Annotated in this window: 11 protein-coding genes and 1 pseudogene; 4 read left to right on the top strand and 8 right to left on the bottom strand. The window is 48.7% G+C overall.

The features are described from left to right. The first annotated feature begins 29 nt into the window (after positions 1-29). The 3 genes from D467_RS0100205 to D467_RS0100195 are packed head-to-tail and all read left to right on the top strand — an operon-like array spanning position 30 to position 2237. Positions 30-767 (top strand): hypothetical protein, encoded by a 738-nt coding sequence (locus tag D467_RS0100205; protein WP_018915480.1) that lies wholly within the window; start codon positions 30-32, stop codon positions 765-767. Between the two features lie 4 nt (positions 768-771). After that, complete coding sequence (locus D467_RS0100200; RefSeq protein WP_018915479.1) at positions 772-1362, top strand: FlgO family outer membrane protein; 591 nt, start codon at positions 772-774, stop codon at positions 1360-1362. Between the two features lie 56 nt (positions 1363-1418). Then, positions 1419-2237 carry a glycosyltransferase family 32 protein gene (locus tag D467_RS0100195; RefSeq protein WP_018915478.1) on the top strand — a complete coding sequence of 273 codons (819 nt, stop codon included), beginning with the start codon at positions 1419-1421 and terminating at the stop codon, positions 2235-2237. 67 nt (positions 2238-2304) lie between these two features. On the opposite strand, the gene D467_RS0100190 is transcribed toward D467_RS0100195, so the two are convergent. From D467_RS0100190 to D467_RS19950, 6 genes are all read right to left on the bottom strand, one after another. Beyond that, on the bottom strand, positions 2305-3231 hold the full coding sequence (locus tag D467_RS0100190) for an O-antigen ligase family protein (protein ID WP_244147785.1): 927 nt from the start codon (positions 3229-3231) through the stop codon (positions 2305-2307). Between the two features lie 477 nt (positions 3232-3708). Beyond that, complete coding sequence (locus tag D467_RS19510) at positions 3709-5217, bottom strand: M14 family zinc carboxypeptidase (protein ID WP_018915476.1); 1509 nt, start codon at positions 5215-5217, stop codon at positions 3709-3711. Positions 5218-5535: 318 nt separating this feature from the next. Beyond that, a complete protein-coding gene (locus D467_RS0100180) occupies positions 5536-5748 on the bottom strand; it encodes a DUF6447 family protein (RefSeq protein WP_018915475.1) in 213 nt (70 codons plus the stop codon). Positions 5749-6694: 946 nt separating this feature from the next. Then, the gene (locus D467_RS0100170; RefSeq protein ID WP_018915473.1) at positions 6695-7444 is read right to left on the bottom strand and encodes a SapC family protein; all 750 of its coding nucleotides are present in this window, start codon (positions 7442-7444) and stop codon (positions 6695-6697) included. Positions 7445-7578: 134 nt separating this feature from the next. After that, positions 7579-10869, bottom strand: a complete 3291-nt coding sequence (locus D467_RS0100165; RefSeq protein WP_018915472.1) for a DUF4214 domain-containing protein — start codon at positions 10867-10869, stop codon at positions 7579-7581. A 953-nt stretch (positions 10870-11822) separates the two neighbouring features. Further along, on the bottom strand, positions 11823-11987 hold the full coding sequence (locus D467_RS19950) for an NAD-dependent epimerase/dehydratase family protein (RefSeq protein WP_018915471.1): 165 nt from the start codon (positions 11985-11987) through the stop codon (positions 11823-11825). Positions 11988-12078: 91 nt separating this feature from the next. Here D467_RS19950 and D467_RS19615 point away from each other — a divergent pair. After that, positions 12079-13149: pseudogene (locus tag D467_RS19615) on the top strand (IS3 family transposase). Positions 13150-13526: 377 nt separating this feature from the next. Here the strand turns inward: D467_RS19615 and D467_RS0100140 are convergent. After that, positions 13527-14420, bottom strand: a complete 894-nt coding sequence (locus tag D467_RS0100140; RefSeq protein ID WP_018915469.1) for an NAD-dependent epimerase/dehydratase family protein — start codon at positions 14418-14420, stop codon at positions 13527-13529. 36 nt (positions 14421-14456) lie between these two features. Then, on the bottom strand, positions 14457-15488 hold the full coding sequence (gene gmd / locus D467_RS0100135) for a GDP-mannose 4,6-dehydratase (RefSeq protein ID WP_018915468.1): 1032 nt from the start codon (positions 15486-15488) through the stop codon (positions 14457-14459). Between the last annotated feature and the right edge of the window lie 65 nt (positions 15489-15553).

Genomic DNA, 15553 nt, shown 5'->3' with positions numbered 1-15553 from the left:
AGACCCCGTGAAGCGATAAGGAACCTCTGGTGCATAGCAGCTTAAGTCGTCGGTTTACTACTCAATTATTTCGCTTTGCCAGTATAGGGGTTACCGGCTTGTTGCTGAGTGGCTGTTTCTATGCCAATACCTCGCAGGCCCCTGTAGCCACCACCTACCCCTATACAGAGCAGCAACGCATGCAGGCCGCTCACCACTGGGAGGTTCTTGCTCGTCATGAAGCCAGCAGCATTCTACAGCGTGAGCGGGTTCGCTTTCGTGACTTACATGTTACCGAGCCTGATCACCCAGGCGTGAACTTCTATAGCGGCGGCGAGTTTGAACGCGGCTTTCGCACGCTGCTTACCAGCGAACTGGTCTCACGAGGCGCCAATTTAACCACCGTGCCGACACCCAATGCCGCCAATATACATATTGGTGTCGAAGTCGTTGAGCATCGCGACCGAGGCTTTATTCGCCCCCCGACAGGCGCGTTTACTGCGTTAACAGCAGGTGTCGCGGTGGCTACTATTCCCTTCAATCACTGGGCAGAACCTGCGCTTGGATTGATTCCAGCCGCAATGATTGCCGACACGGTAAGTGGCAGCTGGACTACGACAGGCAATGAAGAAGTTATTATCACCACACAGATTATTGATGGTGAGCGTATCCTTTACTCGTCATCGAATATTTATTACATCAATGCAGGCGACCGCCGCCAATACGCGCCTCACCGCGTTCCAAGAGCACCGGTAACGCCCACTGTTTCCATCACTAATACCTGGTAACGTCATGTCTTTTACATTTATCGCAAGGCTGCCATCGCGCAAACGTTCATCCGCTAGTCGCCTGTTTCTGATGAGCGTTTTATTGCTATCCATGGTGGGCTGCAGCACGATGGGTAATTCAAACAATAAACCAGCAGAACCCGCGCCAGATCTTTCTGAGTTGGCTCATAAAGCAGCCCAACAGATGGTTTCAAGCAACCCAGACCTTACGCGCTATAGCCCCATGATTGCTGCTACCTTTGTGAGTATTGATAACTTAAGTCAGTCTTCCACGTTTGGGCGTATTAGCTCAGAGATCATGGCCTCCGCCCTTGCCCAGCAAGGCATGCAGGTGCGTGAAGTTAAAATGCGCGACAGCATGTTTATCGAGGAAAGCGTGGGTGAATTGATCCTTTCCCGCCAAGTCCAGCGCTTAAGCTCTCAGCACAACGCCCGCTCTATCCTGATGGGTACTTATGCTCAAGGACAAGACTATTTGTACGTCAGCGCCAGAGTGGTACGTTCAGGCGATGCCATGGTGCTGGGCAGTGCAGACTTTCGTATAAAACTGGACAATAACATGCGCAGTCTACTGGAAGGCCAAGGAGGCTGGTAGACTAGCCGCATTTGCCGTTAACCAAGCGGCTATGATTGCCAGTCGGGAACATTGTCATGTCCGCATCATCTGTCTTTAAAAATGCGCTTATTGTAGGAACAAGCCGCCTTATTAAGCTGTTGGCCAACGTTACCAAGCTCTCAAGCTATGTTTTTCATGCTGTTTTTCCCAACAAACGTTTTACCTTGCCTGCATCTGCTTCCCCACTGCTCTCCCCCAAGGGAGAGCCTGTCATACCACGCATTATTTGGCAGACCAATTTTACGGGTAAGGTCACGCTCCCCGTATACCTCAACTATCTTTTTAATCGACTGATGGCTCCCCGGTTTGAATACCGGTTTATGGTGACTGACGAGCGGCGCCAATTTATCAGCGAAAGCTTTAATGAAGAAATACTTGCCTGCTATGACCGCTTGCAAATTGGGGCAGCACAGGCGGATTTATGGCGCTTACTGGTTCTTCAAAAACATGGCGGGGTTTATCTTGATATAGATGCTCACGCTATCTGGCCGCTAGCCCGCGTGGTGCCTGAAAATATTGACGAACTATATGTCATTACCCGGCAAGACCTTTTCAGCAACTACTTTATTGCCAGCCAACCCGCCAACCCCAATTTAGCCAAGCTGATTGATAGAGCATGCGCGAACATTGAGGCTAACGAATCTAAAAACGTGTTTGATATCACCGGCCCTGGCGTTTTTAATCAGGAGCTTGATCAAGCAGACGTGCCGACGGTTTCCTATCGGCATGCTTGCAACCAGGGCAGTTTTACCAACGAGTATTTTCAATATATTGATAAACCAGCAGGCAAGTGGACAAAAGAACAGAAAAAAGTGGAAGTGGTTGCCCCCAAAACATCACCACGCAAACCTTAATGCCTGGCCACTGCCCTTATTTCCCTATTGATATCGAGTAATGCGTAACACTGTAACCCTTGCTCGATTATTTCTTTGCACTATAAGTGCCCCATAGCACGGCTAGCCAGAACGCGTAAAACATAGCGCCGCTATTATGCGCAAAAAAGGTTTGCGAAAGACCAAAATCAATATAAGCCACAGACAATAACGTGCCTGCTACGGCTAACGCTCGAATTTCATGATTGGAATGCAGCAAACCTGAAGCAAACATACGTATGGGCACTAGGTACAACAATAGCAATACTGCCACCCCTAGGATCCCGCGCTTTGCAAATGCATCGATGACGTCATTGTGTGCATGGCCAAATTCAGAAGCAGCGACTGAAATATCGCCTTTCTCGCCTAACTCGTGCATGGCGGATTTATAACCAGCCTCCCCCCAGCCTAATAAAGGGCGGTCTGCGATCAACTGCGTTGCCCCTTGCCACATTTCAAACCGAAGCCCAAGTGAGGTATCCCTTTCTTCTCCCGTCACATAGCTGCTGATGTCGCTGGCTGCTTCTTTTACTCGCTGCTGAAGGCCGGTTTGGGGCAACATATAAAGCGTTGCAAGAAGCAACGTTACAAAACCAATAATACTGAATTTAACCCGCGCTGAGAAACAGTGACCATAGCTGCGGTAAAGCACCAGTCCTATAATGGGCAAACCAATCCAGCCTCCTCGGCTACCCGAAAATAACGATCCCAGCATGCCGCACAGCGCACCTATTAATAAGAGCGCCACCCATTTATATCGAGAGTTTTGCACGGCAGCCCAACCTAAGCCTGCTAGACACAACACCCCCATTAGCATACTTAAATTGCCAAACTGTATGGGATGCAGAAACCCACCGGCACGCCATACTTCTTCAACAAATTTTTGCCAAGCCGCCAGCGTCCCTGCACCGATTGCGCCTAACGCAATGCCCGACCATAGCCAGGGCAGCCGCGGAGGAACGCGCAGAATCAACACTAACACGGGTATCGCCAATAAAAACCGTACCGGGCGGTCAAGCTCGCGCGTACTAAGCTCAAGTAAAGAAAGCGCACCTACAACAACGCCATAAATACCCAGCGCGGCGATAATCCATAGGTCTTGCGGCTTGAGCTTACAAGGTAGACGTTTAACTAAAAGCAGCCCACTGGCCAATAACAGCATCACAGGACCGATTGAATAGCCCGATGGCACAACCAGCGCCAAGGCGCTCATTAAAAACACCATGCCACTTATCATTTGGTATAAAGGCTTTGTAACGACCATTTAGCGCTTCCAGCAGAAAACGAAGGCCGGTGATAGTAGCACAACTCTCAAAGGGGGCTAGTAGGCGCAAATATGCTTAGCAGGCTTATACGCTATCTATACTAATATCTTAGAAATCACGTCAGCCAAAAAAATGCCCTCACTATTAGCATGAGGGCATTTCGAACAGATAGGAATCACCGGGTCTTTTTATGCGGCTAAAAATTCCGTTGATGAGGGCTCAGCTACACCCGCCAATGTCACAGGAGTAAGTTCTTCCCCATCATAAAGAGACTCTGTGCTAGGGGTAGCCGCGATATCCATTCCCCAATCAACCTCTTCAGCATAAATTTCATCGAAGGGGGTACGCTCTCCTCGTTCCGGGATCAAGATGGCTAATTCAGGGTCAATGGTTTCAAAGCCATCTTTACCAAGAGCCTGCATAACGCCAATCATGCTTAGAACCCCTTCAAGAGTTAGCGCGCTTGCGACTGCATCAAAATCAAGCTCTAGCCCTTCCAGCGCTTTTAACTCAAATTCTTCAAGCCCACGCTGTTCTATTAAAAGTGCCGGCGTACCATCTATCGCTATTCCATTACGGCCGATATCAGCCGCATCGCCGCCGGGGAATAAAGATAGATACCCATAATCGAATAGCTCAACCCCTTGGGCAAGTGCTATAGCAGCCTGCTGCGCGGTAGCCGTAATAGAAGGCTCGACACCGTCATTAGTTGGCCACAGAATCGACATTGTCTCCAGCTCGCCCATCTCATTGAGATAGTTATTCTGGTTGTGATAATCGAGAATCAAATCCGGCTGAAACGCTTCCAATATTTGACGTACAGCTAAGGTTTCAGGAATCAGCGCCGGATCAATAGTTTCGCTGGAATCCCATGTGCGGTTGAGATCTATATCTGCTGAGTTACGACGTGGGTCTAATGTAGTTTCAGGATCACTATTACCTGAAACCAGCTGTTCCCAGCGCTCAAAACCATCTGGATTAACTCTGGGCATAACGGTCAATGTGACCTGCTCACGCAACGATTGAGCTGCCTCACTATCGCCACTCAACCACTCCAGCAGGTGCATCGCGGATTCGGTGCCCACGGGTTCATCACCATGCTGCTGGGTCACGATCATTAATTTACGTGGACCTTCCCCAACGGTGGCGCTATATAGCGGACGACCCTCTATGGACTCTCCTGCCTGAGCCAAACTTAAAGTATCGTAAGTAGCATCTAACTCCGCCAAATCCTGATAAAGCTGGTCGTTTGACCTGAAACCGTCCTGTACTAGCGAACGCTCAGCATCGTACTCGTCACTTGATACGTTCGAGGAGTAGAAATCCGCAATTGATGCATATGCATGCAGCGCTTCTGCATCAGTACCTTTCGCAGCGTCGGTAATAGCGAGCAAAATAGCTTGGGGAGAATAACCATTTTGAGCCTGCTCAGACCAGTAAGATACTGCCTCAGCTTCTGCTTCACGCGCAAACAAACGTTGGTATACCTCATTGACCCAACCGCTATTATCAAGCTGGGCAAGCACTTCCCGCTGGGAAGCAAACTCGTCGGATAACAACATTTGCTGAAGAACGCCCTCAAGCCTTAAACTTCCAGTGTCCAACTCATTCAGCCAGTAGTTTAATCCGCCCGGGTCGGCGGCTCGGCCAAACATTGCTAAATAATACGACTGCAACTGCTGTGATGGAGTTAGCATTATTGTCTCCCGACATCATCAATTACGTTCCCTGTCGTCCGTTAGCCATAACGCTGGCCGAATCTTCGTTCTGCTTTAGATCAACGCTAAGCTGATGCATAGTTATTAACTAACGACTGATCTAGCTATAGCTTAATTCTGATAGCGGTGTCAACGAACCTCCGGATGCAACTAACTCATCCCCAGACACTGATAAACGATACGAAAGCGCTTGCGGGCGCTATTTTCTATGCATGGCTAAAAATTCGGCGCTCTACATCTATAAAAAAGCACAGTTAAAAAACTGTGCTTCATTAAATACCTTTTTACAACTCGCCCTTAATGAGTCTTTTTCTCTGGCAGCTCTGCCTTCAACGCGTTCGCATAAGCAGTGCGCGCTGTCTGTCCAATTGCAAGCTGCTGGTTCAGACGCTGAATTTCTTGATCGGTTACTCGCAAATTAATCAGTTGATTACGCGCGTTCTCGGATAGATCAGATAAAATGTACTCATGCCCATCAATCGTGACATATTGAGTTTCATCTTTTGCCATGCCAGGCTCCCTTTAAATTAATCATAAAATATCAGACATATTGTAGCAGTTTTGATGCTATCAAGCTGCCTGAAAACTATACTGCATCTACACCAGTTCGAGCTTTCAGCGCACTTAATAAAGGCTCAATATTAGTATCTTCGGGCAAACGTTGCGATGCTCGCGTTGGGTGACGTAATGCATACTCTCTTAACATTTTAGCCGATATTGCGTCAGCCAGAGCAGTCACCCTACTCCGCCAGACCAGTAAGCGCTTTGTCGAGTGGCTACCTACGCGAACCTCCCCCCAGCCGCATACACCATAGCCTTTAACATATATAAGCAAACAGTCGCCCTCGCGGTAATGCTCTCTTGCGCCAAAGTTTCGCATTAACAGCTGGGCACTTTCTGGTGGCCACGGCTGATGTGCCCACTCAGCAGGTGCCATCTGCCAATAATAGCGCTGCACTTGGGAAGTTTGACTGGTTGGCAGCGCCCGGCTCAGGCTATCTTGACACTGCTTCCGAGCAGCTAAGTAGTAGGCCAAACGACCCTTTAGTTCTGCAATGTACGCATCCACCCGCTTTAAGTTGATCAACTGCTGACGGGCCTCTGAGCTTAACGCCCAGGTTGGGTATCGGCGACCTCCCACTACAACGCTTTTGGGCAACGTAGACATCATGCTCCACTCTCGTCGCGATAAATAAGCGCGCTATTCTACTGAATTAGCATCACGGGGTAAAAACTGTTTTGCTTAATTTGGTAGCTAAGATGTATTAGGTTCTGTCTAAAAAGTTGACGGTCGAAAGCAAAACAAATCATAAATCGGCCAAGAAAGGGAATTCACAGAGAGTAAATGAGTATTCTGAGCCGTTTTCTAACGCCACGCTGTCGAGCGCAAGCACTTTCCAGACAAGACCTAAAACTGCGCATGGAAGCCTACTCTCATGTATTGGGCAGATGATGATTAAAAATTAAAATGCAAATCTTCGTCATTATCTGCAAATAGCTCATCAATAGATTCGGGCACATTTAGCTTAGCGTGCAACTCTGAACGCTGAGAAAGCTGCTCATGCTGAGCCATAGAAAATAGCTGTCCATATGCTATCGCCAGAGGCACACCCTGTAACTGATAAAAACTTGCCTCGGATAATTTATTCAGTTTTTCTTCGTTAATTTGGTATAGCCCAATAGCATTGGGCTCATCTTTACCAGTTTGCCAAGGCTGCAACACACCTTTTTCGGCGAGACGATGGCATGCCTCATCCGTTTGTTGTCTATTTTTCGCACACTCACCTAAAAAGCTCAATTGCTGTTCCACCGCGTTATTAAGCGCGCCCGAATCATTAAATAAAGGCTCTCCCGCCTCATCCGATAAGTGATCGGCATGAACCTGTAAGACCATTTCTCCTGTTGCGTCTTGCTTGGCAAGTCCAAAGGGATGCCCGCGAAAAACGGCAGGAACATAAACTCCCAGCCAACTAGCGTCTTCAGGATGTATATAGTGATGTGAATGTGCACTTTTACCAAGCAGTGCAACCAAAATAAATCGCTCTTCACGCTTGATAAAGCCCATTACAAATTGAGTGACCGCTTGCCTTAATTCACCCGCTAGAATTGGCACGACGGCATGTTCGGCAGTAAAGCGATAGTTATGGCGCGGCAGATAAAATAGATCTGAGTGCTGCTGACGCGAGATGGTAACCCATTTAGACATGCTGGCTCCCTCTTTCAAAAGGAAAAACCCCAATCCAAGGATTGGGGTTTTGTTTTCCTAATAAACGATTAAAGAAATCGTAAATAGGAAGCTGGTTGTCACAATAATCAACTGACAACCAGCGTTCTCAACGATTAAGCGAAGTTAACCGCGGATCCATCGATAGTGTTACCGAAGTCCACGATACCAACCAGCTCAGCACCAGTGAATTCATTGGCAGTATTAGCGTCATTAACGCCGCTACCAGTCAATGAGAACACCTTGTACTCACCCGCGTTGTTGTTATTTTCAACCATAACAACAGCGTTGATGGTGTTGCCAACGAGGCCAGCGACGTTACCAACGTCAAGGGTGCTAGACTGCAGGTTGCCGTAGTCAGCGCTGTTGCTGCCATTCTGGATAGCAGTCAGCAGGTTTTCAGCAGTCAGGTTGCCCCAAGTCTGGCCGGAGTTGTTACCAGTGCCAGCAGCGAAGTCGTTCAGTGTAATAACGTTGTTAGCAGTAACAGTTGAAGTACCATTAGAGCCAACAGTTGCGAACACGTCACGAGATTCCGCTGAAGTGCTGCCACCTTGGAACTGCTCATTACCCAAGTAGGCAGTGAAGTCCAGGGTATCAGCGCCAGCACTTGTGCCATCGGCATCAAAGTTAACAACAGTGTTGCGACCGAAGCTCTCTTCGAAAACAACTGTTTCGTTGCTCACACCGTTAGTAGACAGAACGATTACATCGTTGCCGTCACCAGCATTGATAACGTTACCGGTGTTGTCAGCGGTAGAAGCTGAACCAGCTAGAGCAACACCAAGGTCAGTAGCTTGAACACCACCAGCTGTGCCAACACCGTTCATACCTTGGTGTACAGCGCTGGTAGAGCCATTTAGCACGTCTTGTAGGTTATCGCCATTGTAAGATGAGTCATTAGACTCTTCACGAATAGCGTTTACCAGGCGACCCTGATCAGAGGTACCGATGTTGGCAGCGTTTGCTGGCGACAGAGTAATCTGCAGATCTTCTGCATTAAACTCGCCATCAACCAAAGAGCGAATAACAAGGCTGTTATCAGGACCGTTTTCTGCAACCAGCAGATTGCTCAGTACGCTATGGTTGTTAACAACCTGCATGATTGCAGCATTGATATCAGTTTGATCACCGAATACACGATCACCCAGGATATCATTCAGGTTGATAATACCTTCAAAACCATTTGCGAAACCAGCAGCAGCACCGCTTGTTACCGCTCCACCAGTGTTAGCACCGGCCAAAGTAACAGTCAGGCTTGCACCGTACAGTACAGCAGGAATGTCATTGCCAGCAGGAGTAGCCACGCCGGAAGACAGGCCAGTAGCAGTACCACGCAGATCAGTGAACTCTGTATTGGCAGTGTTTACCAACCAAGTAGCAGCACCAAAATCGCCATTCATTTCGGACAGACCGCTGTTATCGGTGTAGATAACGTCGTTGCCAGCACCGGTAGTAACGGTTACGCCGCCTGCACCTTCAGTCCAAACAGTGTTGTTATCACTGCCTGCATTGATATTGACGTTTTGCTGCAGATCCTGCTGGTTAGGCAGATTGTTGCTAAATTCGCCCACAGCAATAGTGTGAACGAAGTCATCGCCCGCACCAGTATTAATGGCCAGCGAGAAGCCATTGAATTCAGCTGCTTTGTCGTGAGAGTAAACAACGGTAACGCTGTCGTTACTTCCTGCCTCGTTTGCTGTGTTGTAAACGTGAGCACGAGCTTCAGCGTTCGGCTCCCAATCACCGGCAAAGTTGCTAACGCCAGCTTGACCACCAACAGTCAGGTTAGCACCCTCAAACGCAGTCGCGTCGAAGTTATAAACATTGCCAACGTTAGTGATCGACAGGTCGCCCTGCGCATCGCCGGAAGTGACTTCAATCTGCTCGAAGGCGACCTTAGTCTCAGTGTTGTTAACAACACCATGGCCCATGCCATAAGCAGAGAAAACGTCGTTAACTTTGCTGTTACGATCAACTTCCAGATTCAGCTTTTCAATTACCTTACCGGAGTTAGACATACCACCGATAGTAACGTCGCCTGCAGTGGAACCACGACCAGCGTTGTCAAGAATCAGGTTGGTTTCGATCAGGTTGCTGCTTACAGCAGGATCAACAGGCTGTGCATTACCCGCTACTAGGAAGCCATCCGCTACCGGCTCAATAGCGCGCTGAGTAAAGTTCACGCTGCTGAACTCGTTACCAGAAGCATCGGTAATGAGGATTTCTTGAGCAGTGAACGGCAGAGTTACAGTGTTACCTGCAACAGTTACCTGCTCGTAGGGAGTAGACAAAGCTACATTCACATCAGTCTGACCAGCTTCCGCCAGCTCAGCGCGCAGCGCTTCTACCAGACCAGCATAAGTGCCGTCAGTAGAGCGAATGCCGTCAAGCGTTACCGTCTCACCACCAAGATTGAAGCTCAGGTTGAGGTCAACGTTAGCCAGCGGAGTAGTGGGAGTCTCGGTGCTAACGTCAGCAATGCGAACCAGCAGCTGAGAGTTGAGCTGAGTAGCCGGCGCACGAACCAGAGACTGGCTTTCGAACATGGCGCGTAGGCCAGAGTCGAAATCCACATCGCGCATGCCGAATGTCACGTCTTTGGTGATATTCAGGTTGCTGCCGTTTAGATTAACGCCAGAGAACGTCATGTCGCTACGGCTGAAGTTGGACCAGTACTGCTCAACGTTCTGCATGCGGGTAGCATCTAGAGTGGCGTTACCACCATCAGAAGAATTGCTTTCCAACGCTTCGATGTAAACTTCTTGAATGTTTTGTGTAATCGGGCGCGGCGCTTGAGTTACGCCATTATCAACTTCGTTATCGTTGATCAGAGAAGCTTCGATAACATTGCGGCCGCCAGCACCGTCTAGACGGTCACCAGTAGACAGGGCGTTAGAAATCGCGCCGTTCTGGTTCTGGCCAACGTCACCCAAGAAGGTATCGTCGTTTGCAGTACCAGTCACATTGTCGCGACCTTCAGTTAGTACATAAGTTTCGCCCGGAGTGCCTGGATCTACAGGATCGATCGGCTCTTCGATTTGAGCTTGGTCAGCAGCAACACGATCATTAAATGCTAGGCGATCTGTAGCTGAAGCAGCGGAAATAAACAGTTGCTGCAGTTCGCTGGCAGGTACAGATGCGCCGCCACCGTTCACCCAGTACTCCAGGCCTTCTGCATCAGCTTCGCGACCGAACATATTTTGATAGACAGCTTCTACCAGCTCAGCGCGAGTGCGGTCACCATAAAGTTCGACATACTCAGGCTGGGCATCATTTGCCAAGCTGGCACGAAGTTCAGCAATGGAAACGTCTTGTTCCTGCCAGTAATCCAAACCTTCACGGTCAACAGGACGACCGAGGTAGGCCGTATAAAGCTGCTGAATTTGAGTATCTGATAAAGCCATTGATGTAACTCCATATTTAGGTGTCGAATCGACATTAGTCGCGTTTAAGCCTGTATGGAAAACGCGACCGTGAGCGAGGCCTCGCTCCAGAGATTAGGCTGACGGAAACCATCAGCACTAATTCTCATCCCTTTATGTTTCGGCTTAGGCTTCGCAGAAATATCGGCGAATACTTAACACCGTCACGAAAATTTAATTTTTGCCGTTAATATTCACCGCTACGTTTTAACCGTAGCAGGCATAGTAAGTCAATAGCATTACTGCAGTTAAAAAACTTGCCTTTGGAATACTGTGCGTTTGTCACCAAACGTTACTTTGCAATGCCAGAGCACGTCACACAACTTTAGTAGCATGCTGTTATTTATTGAACAGTATTTTTTAGCACTGAGCGCCTCTCAAAAAATCATTTTTGAGAGCAAAAATTAATCAACAAAATGCGCATTGTGCTGTTTCTGTGCCACTGCGGACACTTCAGTTTACTTTTATTACCACCAACTTAATCTTAGTCAACTACTTAGTTTAGCTTAATCCTGCCATATTTCACGATATTTTCCAATAAAAACAGTTTTTGCAATCAGCTAGTTACGGAATTTACAGCATTTTTCTCAAGTGAAAGCCGCACCAACCGTGGCATCCAGGCGTTTAAGCGTTTATTACACGCTTTTAGTTCTTAGATCGCATAAAAAGGGGTTAACTCTTACTTCGATGTGATTCTGTGCTAACGTTTTCGTTTTTCGGTCAAGGTATGCAGCAATACGACCTCCCCGCTTCCCATGCTGAATAAGCTGACACTTACTGGCCACTCAGGCCACTTTGCCATGAGTTGATAGTAAACACTTACTACGTAGTTAACATCACTAAAAATCACGGCTGACGTAAGTATTAACTAGCTCTATGACACTTTCGCGTCGCTTAATATGTTCGACAATTTTAGGCTTTAGAAAGCGCGGCCCCTACCCTGGCCCGGTGTAATTAAACGGCTTGGCAATGAGCAGCGAAAGCTGCTCTGCAGAGGTGCGGGCAATATGTTCCATAGCTATTTTGGAGTTGACGTAATGGTTAACCGGTGCTGGCGGCACATATTCATCAATCACCGCCTGGGCATTTGCGCCATACACATTGGCACTACTGGCGAGTGACCTTTCCCCAAAACCAACACCATGAACTCGATGAGATTTCCAGTTAATCTTGGTTAACGGAGGTCTCACTATGAAAAAGACACGCTATACCAAAGAGCAAATCACTGGCGCTATCAAGGAGCATGAGGCAGGGGCCAAGGTGGACGACCTGTGCCGAAAGTTGGGCATTTCCAGCGCCACCTTCTACAACTGGCGTAGTAAGTACGCCGGGCTTGAAGTAAATGAAGCGAAGCGCTTGCGAGAGCTTGAAACGGAAAACAATAAGCTGAAAAAGCTTTTGGCTGACAAGCTCTTGGAAGTCGAGGCCATGAAGGATGTTCTGTCAAAAAAGTGGTAACGCCTACAGCCCGAAAAGCGGCTGCTCGGTATCTTGTTGATTGCCACCAGATCAGCGAGCGTTTTGCCTGCCAACTTGTAGGCATTTCTCGAACAGCGCATCGGTATCAAGCGCTGGATAAACAAGACGGTGCCTTAAGAGCGCGTCTTAAAGCACTTGCCACTCAGCAATCTGCCTATGGCTATCTGCTATTACATGCGTTGTTAAAAGCAGAAGGCTGGTCATTAACCGAAAGCGAACGTATCGAATTTATACCGAAGAAGGCCTGCAGGTACGCACCAAGCGGCGCAAGAAACTCCATCGGCCATAACAGCCCTTGAACGTGCCAACAAGAGCCAATAAGCGTTGGTCGATGAACTTCGTCTCCGATCAGCTCGCGAATGGTCGGCGTTTCCGAGTGCTGAATGTGGTGGACGACTTTTCACGAGAAATGGTGGGTCAGCTGGTCTCCGTATCGATGACGTCAGGTGGCTCGGTTTTTAGAGTAGCTGTGCGAAGCAAGAGGCAAGCCTCACAGATTATTTGCGACAATGGTACCGAGTTTACAAGCAAGGTGATGTTCTTCTGGAGCAAAGAAACTACGGTGTCGCTGGACTTTATTCAGCCTGGCAAGCCTACTCAGAATGCCTTTGTGGAGAGCTTAAACGGCAAGTTCCGAAACGAATGCCTAAACCGCCACTGGTTTAGAACATTGGATGAGGCAAGAGCAGAAATAAAGGCGTGCGAGAACATTACAATTACGTTCGCCCTCACAGCTCACTCAATTATGTGCCACCCGCTGAATATGCTCAAAGGGCGGCATGATGTGGAGAATCTCACTGAGCCAGTGGTGCTAATTTAGAGGAAAGGTCACGAGCAGTACGCGGGGGCATCGATATCTTGGTTGATGACACGCGGCAGAGTGGCTGCATCGTTAATGTCAACATGGTGAGCGTCATCAGTTCCACGGCTGGCTTGCCAAGGCCACACGATGGCCTTGGCGTTTCTAGGTGAGCAATCAGATAGCGACCCGTCAGAACAGCACTTTTGTGGCGTAAAAACATAAATTGCATCGTTTTATTAAGAGCGCAGGCATTTGGATTACTTTTTTCTTGCCAACCTAACCTTGGCAGCCGATTTGATTAGCCTAGGATTGTCAGTTTTACTATATTATTATGATAAAGATATTTTCTATCAATCAGTTATGGTGACTCCAACATTTCCTGCAAGGTTTGCTCAAGGGAATGTCGCGCCAACTTAGGCACCCAGGCGTTTAAGCGCTTATTACACGCTTTTAATTCTGGAATTTCATTAGATCGTACAAAAGCGGAGTTAACCCTTACTTCGATGCGATGCTGGGCCAACGTTTCCAACTTTTTGATTAAGGTATGCAGCGATACAGCCTCGCCACTCCCCACGTTGACTAAGCTGCCACTTGCCGCTTGCTTAGGCCACGTCGTTAGTAGCTGAAAGTAAATACTAACTATATCGCGAACGTCGCTAAAATCACGGCTGACGTGAGTATTACCTAACTCAATGACACTTTCGCGTCGCTTGATATGCTCAACAATCTTAGGCACTAGAAAGTGCGGCGCCTGGCCTGGCCCCGTGTAATTAAACGGTCTGGCAATGAGCAGCGGGAGCTGTTCTGCATAGGTGCGAGCAATATGCTCCATGGCTATTTTGGAGTTGGCGTAGTGGTTAACAGGTGCTGGCGGCACGTATTCATCAATCACCGCTTGAGCGTTAGCTCCATACACGTTAGCGCTACTGGCAATTAATACACGCGGTGGCGCTGGCAGCGTAACCAAGGCTTGCAGCAGGGTTTCAGTGCCGAGTACATTCACGCGATAAAAATCCAGCGGCGTAGGATGTCCCACAAATGATAGCGCAGCTAGATGATATACATATTCAGGTGCGACTTGATTGATGACACCTTGCAGAGTGGCTGCATCGTTGATATCAATATGGTGAGCTTCATCAGCACCGCAAGGCTGGCTTGCTAAGGCCACCACACGGTGGCCTTGACGTTTTAGGTGAGCAATCAGGTAGCGGCCCGTAAAACCGCTACCGCCCGTTACCAAGCTGGTTGGCATGGTATCTCCTTGGGCTATCATTAATAAGTCGCTTAATTAAGCACCTGTGCCGTTTTTCACTCGTTCGAGGTCGGCTTCTACCATCATCTTGCATAGTTCTTCCAAGCTGGTAGTGGGCTTCCAACCGAGCTCCTGGGTGGCTTTTGCAGGACTGCCAATCAGCAGTTCCACTTCTGCTGGACGGTAGAAGCGTGGGTTGATCACAACTACGCGATTTCCGGTGGCAACGTCTACCGCAAACTCGCCTTCATCCTGCCCTTCCCAGCGTAGCTCAATATCTACCGCTTTAAAGGCTAGGGTGACAAAATCACGGACGGTTTCAGTACGGTTGGTGGCCAGTACGTAGGTGTCGGGCGTATCAGCTTGCAGCATGCGCCACATACCTTCCACGTACTCTTTGGCATAACCCCAGTCGCGCTTAGCATCCAGATTGCCTAGCTCCAGGCGCTCTTGCTTGCCAAGCTTGATACGGGCCACGCCATCGGTAATCTTACGGGTTACAAACTCGCGTCCGCGCAAGGGCGATTCATGATTAAACAAAATTCCGCTGGTGGCGAACATATCGTAAGATTCGCGATAGTTAATCGTCATCCAATGTGCATAGAGTTTGGCCACACCGTATGGGCTTCGGGGGTAGAACGGGGTCGCTTCCGTTTGCGGTACTTCTTGCACCTTACCGAACATCTCAGACGTGGAGGCCTGATAGAAACGAATCGAGCTGTCCACGATGCGAATGGCTTCAAGCAGGTTCACAGCGCCCAAGCCGGTAATTTCAGCGGTGGTGAGCGGTTGGTCAAAGGACACCCCAACGAAGCTTTGAGCAGCCAAGTTGTAGATTTCACGGGGCTTGTACTGTTGCACCAGGCGAATGCTGGCAGACAGGTCGGTTAAATCGTATTCGACCAAGTGCAGGTTGGGGTGGTTTTCAATTCCCAGTTCTTCTATTCGCCAAAAGTTGACCGAGCTGGTCCGGCGATACGTGCCGTATACGGTATAACCTTTGTCAAGCAGTAGCTCAGCGAGATAGGCGCCGTCCTGGCCTGTTATTCCTGTCACGATTGCATTCATGACGCAGTTCCTTTCTTGGTAGTAGGTGTGCATGGGGTGCGAAATTAACGCGTGAGGGTGTAGGC

Source organism: Vreelandella zhanjiangensis DSM 21076 (assembly GCF_000377665.1).
Taxonomy (GTDB): domain Bacteria; phylum Pseudomonadota; class Gammaproteobacteria; order Pseudomonadales; family Halomonadaceae; genus Vreelandella; species Vreelandella zhanjiangensis.
The sequence above is the reverse complement of the archived record's forward strand: the minus strand, read 5'-3'. Positions and strand labels throughout refer to the sequence as shown.

Coding starts and splice junctions, on each gene's coding strand:
- D467_RS0100200 (WP_018915479.1), top strand. CDS start 772: ATGTCTTTTACATTTATCGCAAGGCTGCCATCGCGCAAACGTTCATCC.
- D467_RS0100195 (WP_018915478.1), top strand. CDS start 1,419: ATGTCCGCATCATCTGTCTTTAAAAATGCGCTTATTGTAGGAACAAGC.
- D467_RS19510 (WP_018915476.1), bottom strand. CDS start 5,217: ATGCTAACTCCATCACAGCAGTTGCAGTCGTATTATTTAGCAATGTTT.
- D467_RS0100180 (WP_018915475.1), bottom strand. CDS start 5,748: ATGGCAAAAGATGAAACTCAATATGTCACGATTGATGGGCATGAGTAC.
- D467_RS0100170 (WP_018915473.1), bottom strand. CDS start 7,444: ATGTCTAAATGGGTTACCATCTCGCGTCAGCAGCACTCAGATCTATTT.
- D467_RS0100165 (WP_018915472.1), bottom strand. CDS start 10,869: ATGGCTTTATCAGATACTCAAATTCAGCAGCTTTATACGGCCTACCTC.
- D467_RS0100140 (WP_018915469.1), bottom strand. CDS start 14,420: ATGCCAACCAGCTTGGTAACGGGCGGTAGCGGTTTTACGGGCCGCTAC.
- gmd (WP_018915468.1), bottom strand. CDS start 15,488: ATGAATGCAATCGTGACAGGAATAACAGGCCAGGACGGCGCCTATCTC.